General features: G+C 65.0%; 16 protein-coding genes and 1 pseudogene. 6 read left to right on the forward strand and 11 right to left on the reverse strand.

Annotation, left to right across the window (positions count from 1 at the left end; translation table 11 throughout):
* The first annotated feature begins 3 nt into the window (after positions 1-3).
* From ACGFIB_RS31660 to ACGFIB_RS31670, 3 genes are all read left to right on the forward strand, one after another.
* Positions 4-909 (forward strand): replication-relaxation family protein, encoded by a 906-nt coding sequence (locus ACGFIB_RS31660; protein ID WP_393376737.1) that lies wholly within the window; start codon positions 4-6, stop codon positions 907-909.
* Positions 906-2,138 (forward strand): C40 family peptidase, encoded by a 1,233-nt coding sequence (locus ACGFIB_RS31665; protein ID WP_393376739.1) that lies wholly within the window; start codon positions 906-908, stop codon positions 2,136-2,138. The genes ACGFIB_RS31660 and ACGFIB_RS31665 overlap by 4 nt, the downstream gene beginning before the upstream one ends.
* 159 nt (positions 2,139-2,297) lie before the next feature.
* Entirely contained in the window at positions 2,298-2,651 is a 354-nt protein-coding gene (locus tag ACGFIB_RS31670) for a hypothetical protein (RefSeq protein ID WP_393376741.1), read from the forward strand.
* A gap of 567 nt (positions 2,652-3,218) precedes the next feature.
* Here ACGFIB_RS31670 and ACGFIB_RS31675 read toward each other — a convergent pair.
* From ACGFIB_RS31675 to ACGFIB_RS31715, 9 genes are all read right to left on the reverse strand, one after another.
* A complete protein-coding gene (locus tag ACGFIB_RS31675; RefSeq protein WP_393376742.1) occupies positions 3,219-4,220 on the reverse strand; it encodes a hypothetical protein in 1,002 nt (333 codons plus the stop codon).
* A 191-nt stretch (positions 4,221-4,411) separates the two neighbouring features.
* Positions 4,412-4,894, reverse strand: a complete 483-nt coding sequence (locus tag ACGFIB_RS31680) for a hypothetical protein (protein ID WP_393376744.1) — start codon at positions 4,892-4,894, stop codon at positions 4,412-4,414.
* Positions 4,895-5,005: 111 nt separating this feature from the next.
* Positions 5,006-6,034, reverse strand: coding sequence for a DUF932 domain-containing protein (locus tag ACGFIB_RS31685; protein WP_393376745.1), 1,029 nt, complete (start codon positions 6,032-6,034; stop codon positions 5,006-5,008).
* Between the two features lie 62 nt (positions 6,035-6,096).
* Positions 6,097-6,657: a hypothetical protein gene (locus tag ACGFIB_RS31690; RefSeq protein WP_393376747.1), complete on the reverse strand. Its 561-nt coding sequence runs from the start codon at positions 6,655-6,657 to the stop codon at positions 6,097-6,099.
* Positions 6,658-7,054: 397 nt separating this feature from the next.
* A complete protein-coding gene (locus ACGFIB_RS31695) occupies positions 7,055-8,725 on the reverse strand; it encodes an ATP-binding protein (RefSeq protein WP_393376749.1) in 1,671 nt (556 codons plus the stop codon).
* A gap of 3 nt (positions 8,726-8,728) precedes the next feature.
* Complete coding sequence (locus tag ACGFIB_RS31700) at positions 8,729-9,811, reverse strand: DUF4192 domain-containing protein (RefSeq protein WP_393376751.1); 1,083 nt, start codon at positions 9,809-9,811, stop codon at positions 8,729-8,731.
* Between the two features lie 72 nt (positions 9,812-9,883).
* On the reverse strand, positions 9,884-10,183 hold the full coding sequence (locus tag ACGFIB_RS31705) for a hypothetical protein (protein WP_393376752.1): 300 nt from the start codon (positions 10,181-10,183) through the stop codon (positions 9,884-9,886).
* 14 nt (positions 10,184-10,197) lie between these two features.
* A complete protein-coding gene (locus ACGFIB_RS31710) occupies positions 10,198-10,626 on the reverse strand; it encodes a hypothetical protein (RefSeq protein ID WP_393376753.1) in 429 nt (142 codons plus the stop codon).
* Positions 10,627-10,664: 38 nt separating this feature from the next.
* On the reverse strand, positions 10,665-10,919 hold the full coding sequence (locus ACGFIB_RS31715) for a hypothetical protein (RefSeq protein ID WP_393376755.1): 255 nt from the start codon (positions 10,917-10,919) through the stop codon (positions 10,665-10,667).
* Positions 10,920-12,949: 2,030 nt separating this feature from the next.
* On the opposite strand from ACGFIB_RS31715, the gene ACGFIB_RS31720 reads away from it, so the two are divergent.
* Positions 12,950-14,065, forward strand: a complete 1,116-nt coding sequence (locus tag ACGFIB_RS31720; protein WP_393376757.1) for an NAD-dependent epimerase/dehydratase family protein — start codon at positions 12,950-12,952, stop codon at positions 14,063-14,065.
* Between the two features lie 104 nt (positions 14,066-14,169).
* Here ACGFIB_RS31720 and ACGFIB_RS31725 read toward each other — a convergent pair whose 3' ends face one another.
* Positions 14,170-14,589, reverse strand: a complete 420-nt coding sequence (locus tag ACGFIB_RS31725) for a hypothetical protein (protein ID WP_393376759.1) — start codon at positions 14,587-14,589, stop codon at positions 14,170-14,172.
* 126 nt (positions 14,590-14,715) lie between these two features.
* Between ACGFIB_RS31725 and ACGFIB_RS31730 the strand changes: the two genes are divergently transcribed.
* Entirely contained in the window at positions 14,716-14,895 is a 180-nt protein-coding gene (locus ACGFIB_RS31730; RefSeq protein WP_393376760.1) for a hypothetical protein, read from the forward strand.
* A gap of 45 nt (positions 14,896-14,940) precedes the next feature.
* Here ACGFIB_RS31730 and ACGFIB_RS31735 read toward each other — a convergent pair.
* A pseudogene (locus ACGFIB_RS31735) lies at positions 14,941-15,372 on the reverse strand (IS701 family transposase); the annotation flags it as partial.
* A gap of 67 nt (positions 15,373-15,439) precedes the next feature.
* Between ACGFIB_RS31735 and ACGFIB_RS31740 the strand changes: the two are divergent.
* Positions 15,440-16,432 (forward strand): hypothetical protein, encoded by a 993-nt coding sequence (locus ACGFIB_RS31740; RefSeq protein WP_393376764.1) that lies wholly within the window; start codon positions 15,440-15,442, stop codon positions 16,430-16,432.
* The last annotated feature ends 709 nt before the right edge of the window (positions 16,433-17,141 follow it).

Raw genomic sequence — 17,141 nt, forward strand, 5'->3', positions numbered from 1 at the left:
CAGATGTCCACCACCCGGTTCACTCCCACGGTCCTGGCCCAGCTCGCTGCCCGGCTCACGTCGCGGGACCGAGAGTTGCTGCGGATGGTCAGGGACCAGCGCGTCCTGACTTCGACACAGATCGCCCAGATCGCCTTCGACACGGATGACGCCGCGCGGAAGCGTCTGCTCGCCCTGAATCACATGGGAGTGCTCGATCGCTTCCGGCCCAACCTGCCGCCGGGTATGGGCACCGCGCCGTACCACTACGTCCTCGGCCCCGCTGGAGCGGCTGTGCTCGCCTCGGAGGACGGCGTGGACCCGAGTACCTCCGGCTACCGCCGAGAGCGCGTGCTCTCGATCGCCTACAGCCAACGTCTCGCGCACACCGTCGGGACCAACGGCTTCGGTGCCGAACTGCGGGCCTTCGCACGGCGCTATGAGGACGCCGAACTGCTCGACTGGTGGCCGGAGGACCGCTGCACCTCTCTCTGGGGCGATACCGTCCGGCCCGACGCGTACGGCCGATGGCGGCAGGGTGAGTACACCGTCGATTTCTTCCTCGAATACGACACCGGCAGCGAGCCGCTGGACCGCGTCGTACGGAAGCTCGACGGATATGCGGCCCTGAGCAAGGCCACCCGGGTCATCACCCCCGTCCTCTTCTGGGTGCAGGGCGAGCGGCGCGAGGTGCATCTCCGGCGCAAGCTCGTGCAGCACCCGGCGAACGCCTACATGCCGATCGCCACCGGCAACCCGTCCGCGCTCGTCGGCCCCGTGGACGACGGTCCCGCAGGAGAGAAGTGGCTGCCCTCGGACGCCGAGGGGCCTCGGCTCCGTCTGGCCGGCCTGGCCCTGCACTGGCCCGATCTGGGCCCGCGCGCGGCCGCGGCACCGCCTGAGATCCCGCCCCAGGAGGACGACGAGTGATCGCCGAGACCGGGCTGGGGGCCAAGGCTGTGATCGCTGGAGGGAGCATCGTGTCGGGTATCGCGTTGATCGCCGGGATGGCCGGCGGTGCCAAGGTCGCGGCGACCTCCGGCGATACCGCGGCGTTCTGCTCGCACGTCCAGCCGAGCACTACGACGGCAGCGGCCGACCTGACCGGGGAGCAGGCGACGAACGCGCGCATCATCGTGGACACGGCGACTGCCATGGGACTCCCCCGTCGCGCCGCTGTCATCGGGATTGCGACGGCTCTGCACGAGTCCGGCCTGAAGAACGACGTGGTTGGGGACCACGGGACGTCCTTCGGGGTCTTCCAGCAGCGCCCCGTCAGCGGGTGGGGGACCAAGGCCGAGGTGACCGACCCCCGCTACGCAGCGCGGGCGTTCTTCTCCCGGCTGGTCAAGGTGCCCAACTGGTCGTTGCTGCCGCTCACCAAGGTGGCCGCGATCGTCCAAGAGCCTCGGGAGGATCTGCGCGGCGAGTACGCGAAGCACGAACCCCTGGCCGAGAAGATCGTGGACGAGCTGGGGCAACCGCAAAACGCCAACGGCAGGGCTCTGGAGCTTGGCCTCTCGTCGCACGATTTGAAGGACATACGGTCCAGCGTTCAAGCCGCCGCTTCACTCGGGGTTTCCCGCGAGGCAATCGTGGCCGATCTTGCCTCTCGCCTCGGGCGAGGCGCCCAGGACCGCACGGGATCAGAGAGGAGGGCCGAGGAGATCCTCAGCGCGGTTCAGCTGGAGCTGTGCGGTCAGCTGACTGAACTCTCTGCCGGTATCGACCTCGGAGCCGGCAGAGGGGTGATAGCCGTACAAGCCGCACTCGGCATGCGCGGAGTTCCATACTCCTGGGGCGGTGGCGGCCCGAACGGTCCGAGCTACGGCATCGGTCGCGGCGCTGGCACCAAGGGGTTCGACTGCTCGGGGCTCGCCGAATACGCCTGGAGTAAGGCCGGCGTCAGCATCGGCGGCCACACCTCAGTCCAGTGGAGCTCCGGCGTTCACGTACCGCGGTCTCAGATCAGGGCTGGTGACCTGCTCTTCTTCGCGACGAACCCACGGAATCCGTCGACCATCCACCACGTGGGGATCGCGTTGGACGACACCCGGATGGTCCACGCTCCGTCCACCGGCAGCACCGTCCGCGTGGATACCTGGGTCGGAAACCCGTACCGAGAACGGGAGTTCGCCGGAGCCATCCGCCCTCGCTGACGTCCTCACCTATCTCGACCTGGGCTAACGGCCCGTCACAACTGCCCACTCGCGGCATCAGCGTTCAGCCCGCATCACCACCACGTCACTGCTGAGCCGTACCCAACACGGCCCGGCAGTGGTCGCCCATTCCCTCAAACACCAATTCGGAGGTTACTCATGTCCAAATTCTTCACCCTCGTGGCCGCTCTGTTCGCCGTTGTCACGCTGGCCTCCCCTGCCGCTGCCGACGGCCGCGGCTGGAGCGACGGCGACAACCGGTACGGCTACGTCCAGGTAAGCGCCGACCGCAAGCACATCAAGGTCTGCGACAGCTACGCCGACAAGACGTCCGTCTACGTCGAGTACGCCACTACCTACCTGCTCAAGCACACGGTGAAGGACGAGAAGGGCGGAGACTTCGAGTGCGGCGAGGACAGCGTCTTCTTCGGGACGATCACCGTCTTCAAGATCTGCTTCCGGCACAACCACGTCAGCCGCGAATGCAAGAACCCTGTCTGGATCAAGCGGTAGCTCAGGCAGCCTCTGCAGGACAGTTCCGTGGCTGAACCCTTGTAGCAGGTGAGCAAGGAATGGACCGGCGAGGAGGAGCAACTCCAGAGAGCGGCTCCAAATTGGCGACCTCGCCGGTCCGTCGGTTGAAAACTCTCAGAGAGTCCTCGCCCGCCATCGTACGTCCACGATCTATCCGCTATGTCTCGGAAGAACCATTCCCATGGTGACCACTCCGCCGAAGGACTACGTACGTCCTCTGCCCATCGATCTCATCGATGGGCCCACCGGCCTGCTCTACCTGATCCCGTACGCCCCGCTCACTCTCGACGATTGCGAGGCGCTGTCCGCGGTCCTCGCCGCCCGAGTGGCCATGATGCGCCCTCCCACGTCGGAGAGCGGGCGAGCATCGAGTTCGGGCTGCCGCCTGCCTAAATCTGACGTAGGCTCATGAGCGACCGCTCTCACCGTTTTCTTGGTCGATTCCGATGAGATGGGTCGGGGGTCGGTTCGTTCGCGGACCGACCCTCTCTATGCTTCAAGGCTGAAGAGTCTGTATTTAGGCAATTCGCTATAGCAATGTGATCACTAGTCCTCCACTTGATTGTTCCAAAAATTAACTTTCTTCAGGACCCTCCTCAAATCTTCGAGATTTGTAGGTAGTCGAACGGCTTCATATTTAACGTGTGTATGTACATGCGATCGAGGGCTTACTTTCGCGAACCACTTTCCAGGCTGTTTCTCGCCGTCTATCCAGAGTGGTCGAATCACGTTTTCGTCAATGCCAATTGTTATTCTGGTCTGGAGTTCAGTTGTGGATCCCGCCGCTTGCATGGTAATTGAACAAGTCGGTCGCTCAGGCCTTACGTCCAAATCTGGGAGTGCGTCGAATTCTGCCCTGTGTGAGTATTTGTATATGTTTATCCATTGTTCCATATAGCGGCGCGCCTGCCACTTGAAGATAGCGACCTCTCCCGGTAAGAGCAGATAGTCGCCGAGGTGACTCAACTTCGAGGGCAAGGAGATGTGTGCCTTGACTAGCGACGTCTCTCCGGATATGAACTTTATCTCATCGCAAAAAATATGGGCGGCTACATTTCCAGTGTTCCGCATTATGCCCGTTATCGTGAAAAAGATGTCATCATACTCATTTTCATGGTCATCGAAAATTAAAAGCTTTCTCTTGTTGTCCAATAGAGGGTATTCGTTTGATCTGCTTGGTTCATGAGCTTCCCATTCCGGTGGAAATGGCGTCGGCTCTATGCCAATGACTATTTTTGGTGTGTACTCCTCGATAAGGGACCTGTATTGCGCTAATGCGGAGACCTCTGCGATTCGTTCCGTGGAGTCTGCCTGTGCTTCATGTAATTGTTGCTCGGCAACTCTGACTTGCTTCTCGGCGGATTCTGCCTGAGCTTCAGCGGCACGGGCCTGGGTCTGTGCCGCACTAGCGCTCCTCTTGGCATGTCTTGTGGCGACAACGGAAACGAGTAGCGCGATAAGTGAAACCGCCATCGATGATCGCTCAACAGTAATGTTGTCTACGAGCCATCTCAACAGGCTGTCCCAAGACTGCTGAAGGTCTACCATAACCTCAGAATGACTTATCTAGTTCGCCAGTTCCAGCAGGGGGGCACTTATGGTGCGGGCCATATCCTATTTCCGGTAAATACCTATATGTGGTCCTCGGGTTTTCGGATGCACTGACCAGGTTGGCGGCGGTCGCGTGGTGGGGTAGGCAAGCCTAGATGTCCGCCATGGTGTGGAGGCGGGACCGTGATCTATCGGGTGAGGTAAGCCTGCAGCAGGGTGAATCCCGGCATGGCCTCGTGCGGGCGGACGCCTACTGTGAACACTTCTGGATCGTCGAAGACAGGTTCTCCACTGGGGCGGCGAGCGTAGGGGACGCGGCCGTAGTCGACACCGTCGTCTTTGTCGCAACTCATCCAGGTGATGGCTTCCTGCTCGCCTTCGCGCAGGGGATGGTTCGACACAGCGCGCATGGCCACGGTGCTCGGCGGGATGAACACCCACACCTGCGGTACGGCGAGCACCCACCGTGTCGCGCCGATCTCGTGGGCCTTGGCGGCGGCTCGTGTTTCAAAGGCGGCGGCCGTCGCCTCGTCGCGCAGATAGTCATAGTCGCTGAGCACGAGCCTGCGGTCCCCGTCCAGGACGACGATGGCGGGGCAGTCGCGGCCGACGATGCTCTTCTCCAGTCGAGAGACAACGTCGTCGAGTAGGGCCGCCGTCTTGTCGTTCATCTCGCCCTCCGAGCAGTCGCCATCTCTGATCCTGCCCGATGAGGTCTCGCTCGGATGCGCAATACCTCGTACGGCCCGCGCGAGAGTCGGCGGGCCGTACGAGGTGAGCGGTCAGGCGGCGGGGGACAGGACGGGACGGTGGAGCACTTTCTCCAGCATCTGGGTCGTCTCGCGGTCGAGGTCGTCGACGCCACCGGTGACCGTTCGAAGCGCGTTGCGCTCCGCGCGACAGGCGCCGCGAACGGTCTGCTCGTGGTGCACATAGGTGTTGACGGCCTGCATCACACCCCAGCCCGAGCCGGCCCAGGGCGAGACCCGGTCGTCGTAGCGCCACATGCGGTCGAGCGCCTGGCGCTTGTTCTCGGCGAGGCTCCGGGACCGGCCACGCTCGTCCGGCACGGGCGCGACTTCGTCCAGGAAGGCAGCCCACTGCTGATCGCTCACGCTCGTCTCACACAGCCGCTTGACCTGCTCGGCGAAGTCGTCGGCGACCTGGTAGACGATGTTGAGCGCGTCCCGTGCCTCGTTCAGGCGCAGCTTGGAGTGCTTCGAATGCTTGATTTTCACCTGCTGTCCGCGCTCGGCGAGGCCGGCGGCCATTGTGTTGTCGCACACCACGTTTGTGACGACTCTCTTGAACGTGGTGGCCAGCGAGCCGTCGAATGAGGTCGCGCCGATGAGGTGCGGCCGGAACTCGACGCCTTCGGGAGTGGTGATGTTCTCCGGTACCTCCACCGAGACCCAGGCGACCGCTCCACCCTTGAGCAGCCCGGCCGAGCCGATGGATAGGTCGTCGTCCAGAAGCCGGGAGATGGTGTTGACCAGCCACTCGACGTACGGATGTGGCTCGTAGGCGTCGGAGAAGATGCCCATGACGTGGCCGGTGTCGCTGCGGACGATGGCTTGCCGTTCGGGGACGGCGGCCAGACCGCCAGTGACGGGATCTTCGACGTAGATCGGTCGCGACAGGGCGTCCCAGCCGAACAGGCGGCGTTTGACATCGTCGACGGGGATGGGCCCGCGGTAGTGGTTGGGCTCCTCGCCTTGCATGCTGGCGCGGTAGTGCCAGGCGGTGCCGCGCTTGTCGGTGTAGCCGATCAGTGTGTTGGCGTTCAGCCACTCCAGCGTCTCCTTGGACACGGTCTTTCTCCGTTCGCTGTGCATGAGAAGGGCAGCAGTGGTGACTCGGCTCGCTGCGGTGGTCAGCTGGCGCGGTGGTGTACGGCGTCGGCGATGCGTTCGGTGAGTTCGCGATCGGCGGCGTGGATTTGGATCGAGGTGGTGGCGTCGCCGTGGACGGTGAAGGTGCCGGAGGCGGCGCTCAGCCGCCACCGAATGACGGTCGCGCGCTCGTTCTCAGTGAGCGTCGCGTTGGGCAGCAGTTCGGCGAGGGCCTCGACGAGTTCGGCCCGGGTGCCGTCTTGAACGGCTCGGGCGGCGAGGCGTTCCCGGCAAGTCGCCAGGTCGGTCCGGTAGCCGGGCAGGAGGCGCCGCTCGATTCTCTTGGCGATGGATGCGGCACCTCGGGCTGCGGTGACGGTGATCTCGTGTCGCTTCTGGTCCGGCAGGACGCTTCTGCTTCCGTCGGGAAAGACACCGAGCACCCGGATGCGACCCCTCTGGCTCCACAGTGGGTGGACGACGAGCCGGGCGCCGGCCGGGCCTAGCAGGTAGGCCGGGTGTCCGGCCCGGATCAGCGGTGTGAAGCCGCCGAGGTGTTCCGCGACTTCGATCACCAATTCCTCGACCTCCCATGTGTTCATGGGCAGGCTCCTTTCAAGACGTTGAATTGACCCAAGCGGTATCTCGCTCCCAAAAAAGAGCGCAGTGAATCAACCGGCGGGCATGTGGCCGCTACGGTTTCCGGTTGGTTTCGGCTTACATGTGAATGCGGGTGGCGGTGTGGCCCGAACGTCCGCCACCTGTGCTGATCTGAATGGACGGCTCAGGTACAGCGGATATGGCGAGTGCTTTATCACTCAGGACAGCGCCCGTCGAGCTGAAATCTGAGCGGATTTAGGCTGCTCTTCGCTCCGCATACGCTCTTGCTTGGCGCGAAATCGGTAGATGTCCCGGCCGGGCCTGGCGCATTCCTGGCAGCGGTCCGGTCGTGCTACAACGTCGGGAGCGTCACGTTGACCACGTTGTTGTTCAGCAAGGTCATGAAAGTTGCGAGTGCCGCCGCGACGAGCGCCCACCATCGTCCGGTTCCACGCGGACGCGTCTGCGTCGCTCGTTGACCTTGGTCACCGTGCCCGGGTAGTAGAAGGGCGATTCGTAGGACTCCGTCCACCACGGCCGCACCGGGATGTGGAAGGAGGGGCGGACCAGGACGCGGTCACCGGGCTCCATCGCTGTCTGCCCCCTTCCACAACTCGAGGGCGCCCGACGCGTCGTCGGCCTGTGGGCGGTTGGCGCCGCGCAGGTCTGCCAGCTCCAGGCCACGCGCAACAGCCGGGGCAGCCCGTCGGCCGTCACGAGCCCGGTGCTGAACGCCGATCCGAGCAGCTCGGCGGCCTCCGGTGCGACGGGAAAGCGATTCCGCAGGTCTGACGCGGGTATCTCGGCGTTGGTCCGCCACGGTGTGTCGGCCAGCCGGTGAGCCGCCCGCGCTCTCGCGGCGAGTACCCGCGCGGCCACCGTCGCACTCGGCTCACCCGCCCGCGCCCCGCGATCCCCCCATTCGACAGGCGCGTGTACGGCGACGCGCGACAGGAGCAGGGCGAGGCGTGCCCGGTAGCGGCGCCTTGCCTCCGGTGTGCAGGCACACTCCCGCTGTTCGAGGCATGGGCAGGGGCGGGCGTCGACAACCAGCGTGAACCGCGCCGGGTAGCGAATGCTCCGGCCCTGCCCTGCGAGGTGGACCTGTCCGCTGTCCATTGGCCGGCACAGGCCGTCCAGGACCGTGCGGGCGAACTCCGGCGCGTCGGCCAGATGCAGTACGCCGAGGTGGGCGAGCGAGAGCGCACCGGGGTGGTTGGCCGCCACGCTGCCGAAGATGGCCGCAGGAGTCTCCGAATGGTGCGGCGCGGACAGCGGGGGCGTGATCCCCGGCGCCCTGTGGGAGCGTCCGGCCAGCGAGTAGATCTCGGCGACATCCCGGGCGGCCTCGTCGGTCAACGGCGGCAGGATGCCCGGTAGGCGTTCGGCGAGCATCGTGGCCGGGCCGTCGCCGGACAGGAACAGGTGGTGCCCGCCCGCCGCGCAGACCTCCGACGCGCGGCGGGCCGCCTGGTTGCCTGGCACGTCGGCCAGGTCGACGGCGAAGGACGATGATGGCGCAGGTTCCGGCTCCTGGCCGTGGTGGTCGCGGAGGGTCCCGTGGCGGAGCTGGTCGACCACGTCGGCCAGCCGGGTTGCGGGCATCACCACGGCGCCGGGCACCTGCGCCGCCTCCCGAGCGCAGTCGGCGGGGACGACGACTCTGCTGATTCCGGCCCGGACCGCAGCTCTGACCATGGGCAGGACGCCTCTGATGGGGCGTATCCCGCCGTCCAGCGCCAGTTCGCCGAGGAACACCCGCCCGGCGATCCGTTCGGGCGGGATGGCACCGGCGGCGGCCAGCAGCGCCACGGCCAGCGCGAGATCGGCCGCCGCGTCGTAGTTTGGCGGGATCACCGGTGACACGCTCACCGTGATCCTCGCGTCCGGCCAGGATGTTCCGCTGTTGAGGATCGCGGCCCGGATCCTGGCGCGAGCAGGCCAGACCGACAAATCGGGCAGGCCGATCAGATGCAACTCCGCGTCGCCGGGCCTGGCATCCGCCGCGACATCGACGACATGGGCGGACACGCCGATCAGGGCGACCGACCGGGTGAAGGCGTAGCCCATGCCTCACCACCCCACCGGCAATACCGGGCGGGTCCCGTCCGGGCGCTGGGCGGCCTTGTCGGCGATCTCGTCGGCCATGCCCGCGAAGTCCATGCCGCAGACGGTCTCCGGCGGTAGCCCGCAGTCCAGGGCGGTCCGGATCAGGTGCGCCAGGCTGTAGCGGGGATCGACCGACAGCGCCCGTTCCACGGCGACGCGCGCCAGCGGCCCATCTCCGGTGCGCAGTGCGAGGAACGCCAGCAGGGCGGCCGGAGGGGCGGCGAAATCCGGTTCCACCCTGCGGGTGAGTTGGGTCCACAGCCTGATGTGCGTGTCGTCGTCGTATCGGCCGATCAAGGTCATGGCCGCGTCGCGGACGAAGATCGCACTGAGCCGCACGCCGAGCCAGGCGATCTCCTCGGCGGAAAGGTCCTGCCCGGCCTGGGTGCGGTCCAGTGCGGCGGCGACCTGAGCAAGGCCCTCGTCATACCAGTCGTGACCGTCCCCAGCGGCCAGCAGGCTGCGCGCCTGAGCGCAGGCCTCCCGGGTGGCGGCTCGCACCTGTTCCCGGTCCTGCCCGCCCACCGATACGAGCATGGCCGCGAGCGCCACGCGGTCGGGCCGGGCGACGTACCCGGCGAACACCGCCGCCGCGGCGGCCGGGTTGGTCCCCGCCTCGTACGGCACGCCGTCCGGAGAACAGCAGTCGGGATCAGGACACATGTACGACCAGTAGCGGCCACCCTCGACCCTCAGTGCGTCGATCGTGTCGATCCCCGCATCCAACAGTGAGCCGCGTATGGCGTCCATCACGGGCGTGACGTGCCAGCCGCGCCCGTAGCCGATGAGGATCGCCCGCTCAGTGCCGCTGCGGGTGAGCAACTCGGCGAAGCGCCGGGCCAGGTCGGGCGTGTCCTCGGAGTTGTCCGGCAGGTCAAAACGCATGCTGAACCGCAGCCCCCGCGCCGTGCTCTGAGGGTCGGCGGCTGGTTCGAACGCCATCGCGACGATGCTGCTCTGTGGATGGAACCCCAGCATGTAGGGCACGATCGCGATGAAGTCCGCCGGACGGCTCAGCCGTACCGTGTGATCCAGACCAGAGGTCATGAGGTCCTCCTGAACATGAAGAAACCCCCGGCGCGGTCAGCCGAGGGCATTCGGAATGAGAAAGGGGCGCAGTCAGCAGCGCTCGATGCGGACACCGCCGCGCGGTCCAAGGAAGATCCGCCGATCGGGGTAGTCGAGCCCGTCAGCGGAGCCGTACAGCGTGATCTCGCAGTCGTCCCCCACACACGGGGTGAGCACGTCGGCGGCCTCACGGCGGGTGAAGGCGAAGTGCGAGCGCTGCCAGTAGCCGTACCGGTGCCGATCGGCCAGCGTGTGCTGGGCATCGGCCAGGGAAGAGAACTCCTCCAGGTCATCCGGCTGCGGCGGGCCGTACCCGTTGCCGCCGTGCCAGAGCCCGTACCAACGTCCCATGATCGTGCCCCCTTTCAGTGGCGGGCCGGGCAGCCGGGCGAGGCGTGGTCGCCGCCGCAGTAGCCGCACCACTCGTCCATGGCGTAGATCGACAGCTCTTCGGCGTGCCGGTCGCGCCACTCCAGCTGAGCCCTGGTGTAGGAGTCGAAATAGTCGGCGTCGGTGTCGCCCGGTCGCAGTGTCAGGTAGTGCAGGATCGTCCGGGCCGCGCTGATCAGCTCACCGGGCGTCAGAACCGCGCCGACACCCGAGCAGATGTCGGACGCGGCGAAGATCGTGCGGCGGCGCCGCGACAGCCGATATCGCCAGCGGATCCGGCCCTCATCGGTCCGTCCGGCGGCCTCCACCTCCAACAGGTGATCGGTGTCGATCTGCCATGCGGGTACCAGCCGGGAGCTGATGATCCACGCGGGTGGCAGGGTCAGGGCATGCGTCATCGCCATGGCGACTCCATAGGTTCAGAAAGGTGGAAGGGCGGCCGTCAGTACAGGCGACGGCGGGCCAGATGATGCGGTTGTACGGTCGTGCTGACCGCGTGGATCTCGCAGTCCCGGAAGTCGAGAGCATCGGTGTAGCAGCGTGAGCACCGGATCAACCGCACACGCGCCCCGGAAGTCCGGTTGGTGTGCGTGGCGTCGATCCACAGATGGGTCTTGGCCAGGCAGCCGTAACAGGTGATCACCTCGGCCGCCGTGGGCATCGGCGTGAGCGCCACCGTCACCACGTACTCACGCACGCCGCCGGGATCAGCGGCGGAAACCAGAGTCGCCGTGTCCGGGCGAACCTCACCCAACGCGGCCACGCGCATCACGCGGCCCCCGCCGCATACCGTCAGGTCTCCCACAGCCCAGCCCGGCGGGCCGGCAGACCTCACCTCCATACGATCACCCCCTTTGTGCTGTTGCCGGGCATGGCAGTGAGCCGGGAGGGCGGGAACGCTGAGAACGGAGGCTTCCCGCGCGTCGCGGCCGGGGTGTGCCCGGTGCTCTCTCGGCGCGAATTGCTCTCACTTAAATACGGTGGCCGGAACGGCCCGACCGTCCGCGCACGGCAACATTTCCGCAGCATTGCCGCGCACGCCGCACCGACAGCCCGACCGTTCCGGCCGTCGCCCGGTCTGCCGTACGACTACGCAAGCGACAGAACGGACGCGTGAGCGAACACCATGCCGAACGCGTCAGACGCGCTCCGGCGGATTTCGCTCTCACTTAAATACGGTGGCCGGAACCGCCCGACCGTCCGCACCCGGCGACGTTTACCAAGGTTATCGCGCGTTGTGCTAGCGGCCAGCGGCCCGGCATTTGCCGCCCTAGGCAAGCCACATGACGACCCGGGAGAACAAGCAACCCGCCGAACGCGTGAGACGCGCTCCGGCGGATTTCGCTCTCACTTAAATACGGGTCCTGTGACCTCTCGACCGTCCGCCGTTCCCAAGATTGTTTATCTGAGTCCGACCGGTGGGAGCGTCATATTGCGCCGATAACCAAAGGGCTCCGGAGTGGTCCTCCGGAGCCCTGTAGCGGCTTTCTGGCTAGTTCTCTGTGGGTTCGGTGCCTCCGTACACCATGGCGCTCCTGGCGTCGTCCATGCGGGCCGACAGCTCTCGCCATTCGGCTCGTCCGGCGTCCCGTACCCGGATCACGGCACGACGGGAGCCGTACGCTCCGCCGTGCTGAGCCTGCGCAGTCTTGGCGAGGACGCCAGCACGTCCCAGGTCATCAGCCTGAGCCGCGATGCTGAGAGCCCGACGCAGGACGGGGAAGTCCGTGCCATCTCCGAACGCCGTACGGAACATCTCTGCACTGTGCTGAGACACGCAGAACGCCACTGTCGCCCCCGTAACCGTCTCCGTACGCGGTACACCGCGCATGAGTTGAGCACCCGGCGTCGCGTCGATCTCATCCGCCGGAACGTCGACCCGATAGCCGTTTCGCGCGGCGGCATCGCGAACCGCCCACCTTTGCAGAGTCGTACGAGTGATCGTCATCTCTCCGCCGTCCCTACGGACATAGACCCATGCCTGAGTCTGCCGAGTAGGACCGCTGTCCGGGGCAGGGGCGCAGGACGCGAGTACGTCACGCAGGCGCTGAGCGAAGAGAAGAACGGCGTCCTGTGTGACGTCGTCCGATACATCGTCGGTTCCGTACGGCGCGTGCCCGCCCTTGACGATGGTTGCGCTTCCGTCCATGCGCTTACGTGAACGCGTTGCATCGACGGTACGGCAGTAGCCGCGCGCGAGCCTCTGAATCTCTGCCCAGTCATCCGCCGTTACGCGCGCCATGTCCTCAGGGTTGAGGCTGGCACCGGGGACGTTTACGGGAACGCATTTCCCGGGAACTCCGTTCGACATGATCGCTCTCCGATTGGCTTGCAACACACAATCGCGTGTGTCACCGTTTTCTTGGTCAATCCAATTGAACCGCGAAACGGAGATCGAATCAACGAGGTTGAGTCCATTCTTGCCATGTTTTATCAGGTCAAAGGCGGTGGGTGTCGGGGGGGGTAAATGTAAAGAGAATGAGCCTGATTGTCGCACTTGAATGGGGGCGGCATTCTATAGGTGGGCTCTTAATAGGGGTTGCTGATTTGATTGCGAGTAGTCATGTGGGTCCTGGCAACTCCCCGCGAGAACATCTGTGAGTGTGCCTTAGCAGCTCTTGAGTCGGGGTAACGTCCGGCCCTGGCGCCAGCGGCTCTACCAGTGGGAGTGCATCGCTGGAGGCGCCCGATTAAGCAGGATGGCCAGCCGGGAGGGTACCAGGAGGGGTGATCGGAAGGCTGCTGGCCGCCGAGGGCATGGTGATCCTGTCGACGCCACTGCCCGCTTGCATGATGATCGGAGACATGAGGATTCTGGTGCTCGGCGGGACGCGCTTCGTAGGCAGAGTGTTCGTCGAAGAGGCACTCGCCCAAGGGCATCAGGTGACCACATTCAACCGCGGTCAGACGGGGCACGACGTACCCGGAGTTGAGGCCGTTCGCGGGGACAGGGAGAACAGATCAGACCTCCCGTCCTTGGTCCAAGGACGGGAGTGGGACTGGGTGGTCGACACCAGTGGCTACGTTCCCCAGATTGTCGGAAACGCCGCGCGTCTCCTATCCGGCAGGGCGAGCGCGTACGTTTTCCTCTCCACCATCTCCGTATATCCGGGCTGGCCGGCTGAGCAGGTCAACGAGGACAGCGACGTCTACGATTGTCCACCGGATGCCCCTGGTACCGCCGAAGATGAGGCGAACTGGTCCGCCGCGCAGTACGGCGCTTACAAGGCTGGGTGCGAGCGTGCCGTACAGGAGGCATTCGAAGGGACCGTCACCGTTCTGCGCCCCGGTGTGATCCTGGGACCGCAGGAGAACGTCGGCCGGCTCACCTGGTGGCTGCGACGGATAGCCCAGGGCGGCCGGGTCCTAGCCCCGAGCCAGCCGACCAAGTCGATCCAGCCCGTCGACATCCGGGACCTGTCGGCCTTCACGCTGCGCTGCCTACAGCACCGAACGACGGGGGTGTTCAACGTCACCGCGCCCCAGGGTCACGCCACCTTCGGCAGCATGCTCGATGCGTGTCGCAAGGTGACGGGATCGCAAGCGGAGTTCACTTGGGTGGACGACTCATTCCTCGTCGAGCACGACGTGAGGCAGTGGACGGAGATTCCACTGTGGCGGACTCCTGAGGGGACGTGGGCGGTGGACTCCACGAAGGCGACAGCAGTCGGTCTTACCTGCCGGGCCATCGCGGACACCGTTCGTGACACCCACACCTGGCTCAAGGAGAGCGGCGGCCCCTCCGCCTACGATCGCCAGTCTCACCACGGGCTGTTGAGAGAGCGGGAAGATGAACTCCTCAAGATCTGGGACCGTCGCTATAGCAGGGACATAGTGCCCTGAGTGAGGGCACCCCTACGAGTCGCCCAGAGAGACATGGTTCCACCCACAGCTCTGATCAGACGCCGAGGATGGAACCATGTCATCCCGTAGCTCTCAAGCGTCGGTCACGGTGCGATGAGCACGTGGGGAAGACCATCTTCGACATCTAGCCGATACCGGCCTCGTGGTATCACCAGGCCGTCCACCATGGCCTTGCCGTCTCCCGTGGCTTCCACCCTGCGAGTGCAGGAGAGCACAGGAAGCTCGGCCATCTCCCGGTCCTGGCGCTCCAGTGCGGCGAGATACTCCGGATGCTCAAGGAACGGAACGCCCCCGAGGAAGATGCCCACCTCGGCATCCGCCACCTGGATATAGAGGGGGGCATCGTGCCGCCGGCAGCGCAGTTCGTGCTGAGGCGTCCTGCTCGCCGACTTCCATGTCCCGTAGTGCCTGATGATCGCCCACCGGCCCTCCGGCGCGTACTCGTAGGCGATCTCATCGGTATGGCCGCCGTCCCCACAGGCGACCTTGCGGTTCCCATTCATAGGGCACCCTTCTCTCGTCCGACGGCCGGCCCCGCACTTCTCCTTGGAGGGAGGCTTCGCGTGCGGACCCGACCTTGTCGGCCGCACTCAACCATGAACACGCGCTAACGTCCCCAGCCGAACCTCGTGCGTGAGATCTTCGGCCGAACTGGGCGCGACTTCGACGCCAGTGACGTCGTCGCCGATGGTGACACCGAGGGAGTCGAGTTACGGGATCTGACCGGAAGCGACGGCACCCAACTCGTCCAGGTCGCCGAGTGGTTGCTAAAGGCTTACGCCGAGCTGGGTGACTGTGCCCGTGCATGACGCTGAAAGGCACAGGTGTCCTAATACTCCAGCCGTAGACCCTGATCATGACTCGTGAAAGGCTTGCCGCCGGTAATCGCTGGCCCGGGCGCGAGCCTCGTGACGTCGTCGCCAGCGGGACCAGCACAGCAGATGGGTCACGTTGTGGGCGGCCTGGATGAGCACGCGGACAAGCAGACGCCGGATCTCGCCGAGCGTCAGTGGTGCCAGCTCAGGTTCGGTCGGCTGGTCGGCTCGCTCGCGGGCGGTGACCACGGCCAGGGTGGTCCACCGATACCAGGACGTCCACCACCCGACTTGATGCTCGTCCAGGCCCGTCAGGCCCTTGCCGGTCTGGAAGGGCTCCTCGATCGTCCACCGACGCCCCGCCACCATAACCAAAACCGCCAGCGGCACGGGGACGGGGGCGTAGCAGCGGTAGAAGGCCAACTCGCTGGTCCGCCGGTTGCGGGGGACCAGCAACCAGTGCCGGCCCGGCAAGATTGCGATCTAGGGCTGAAGTACTAGGGTGCGCACGTAGCAGAGACTCATCTCAGGAGAATCCTTGGACGACGCTCCGCGTCTCGATGCGGTCTCCGGTAGGGCCGGTAAACGGGGGTTTCCTGACTCTCACACGGCATTTCGCCGTGGACGGCTGGCGGTTGACCAGCATGTGGCAGGGGCGCTGCGGGCCAAGGGCAAGTGGCGTGAGGTCGCCGCTACGGAAATCCTGCTGGCGAACGTGTATCCAGATGTCGAGTTCGTCGAGTTCACGGAGCGGCAAGAGAACCAGGTCGGCGCCGACTGGCTCTGGTGGTGGATCGAACGCGACGGCACTAGCTTCGGAATGCTCGCCCAGGCAAAGATTCTCAAACGGGAATCCAGTGGCCGGTGGCACCTCGATCTTGGCTACCAATCCGGAAAAGATTCTCCCCGGCAGATCGATACTCTCGTCAGGTCGTCGCGGAAGTTCGGCGTCCCGGCTACCCACGTCCTGTACTGCGGTACTCCGGACTACCGGCAAGACCTTGAGTGCGGGCTGAAACACTCTAATGAGGGGAGCTGCCGCGAGCGTGAGCGAGCCGGTGTGTCCGTCGTCCTGAGCATCCTCGCGCAGCAGCATCTGTCCTTCGCCGACGACACCTTGGCTGCCGAGGTGTTCCACCACTCCCTGCCGCTTGAGGACCTCGCGGACCCTCACTGGCCCCAGCGACCACTGGAGCCGCTGGTCGAGGTAGCTCCAGAGGTCGCCGAGCTCATGCGCAACCCGCAGGCCGGCGCTAGACGAATCGTCAAGGTCCTGCTAGCCCCCGTTCACGAGATGCGTCGAGGCCAGTTCTCTGCTGCCGTGGCCGATCGTGCGGACATCGTCGACGAGGCCGTCTTCACCGATCTTCCGGCAGACCGGGGCCACTTCAGCGTGCCGTACCTCGCGCATGTGCTCGGCGGGCTGCGCCACCGCCCGCCTGACTATGTCCGAGACGTTCTGGCCGGACGGAGGCCGCCTCGATGGGTGACCGACTCGGTGGCTGGGATCGTCATCGTCCACGAGCCATAATCAGCCGCAACACCGATCCCCATCCGGTCGCAGGAAGGCGATGAACCGGAAGCCTTGCGGCGCCCCCTGGCCCGATGATCTTGAGCTTCCGCCACGCCAACCGTCGCTTACCCGTGCCGACGTCGTCTGAGGCGGGAGCGGATTGGCGGCGTTGACCTGTGACTCGAAGCGCTCGTGATCATTAGAGGCGGGCGAGCTACCGATTACTCCAGCCGCCAGGATGGCACGGATCGAGATGAAGGTGTGCATCTTCTTGACGATCTTCATAGTCGAACTCACTCCCTTCCTGATCTTGCCGAGGACTTCCGGCTTCAACGACAGGATGATTGCGAGTAGGACTCCAACTGGCAGCCCCGGCATTGAACCGAGACCGCCCGCTGGCTAATGATCACGAGCGTGGTCACAAGTTACCTCAAGTGCGGAGGTAGCACCTTCCAGGCCGCACCCTTAGGAACCCCGGAGACTGTCCTCTGCTTGCCAGAGATGATGGGTGCGTTATCGATGAACGCTCAGGTCGCAAAGCCCGCAGCCTATGCGTGCAGTACTTGGAGGGCGGGCACGGCCCGTAGGCATGTCGCTGTTGCTGTGGTGGGGGGGGGGGGGGGGACCCCCCCCCCCCCCCCCCCCCAAAAAAAAAAAAAAAAAAAAAAAAACAAAAAAAAAAAAAAAAAAAAAAAAAAAAAAAAAAAAAAAAAAAAAAAAAAAAAAA

This window comes from Microbispora bryophytorum, from assembly GCF_043197435.1.
In the GTDB taxonomy this organism is placed as follows: Bacteria; Actinomycetota; Actinomycetes; order Streptosporangiales; family Streptosporangiaceae; genus Microbispora; species Microbispora bryophytorum.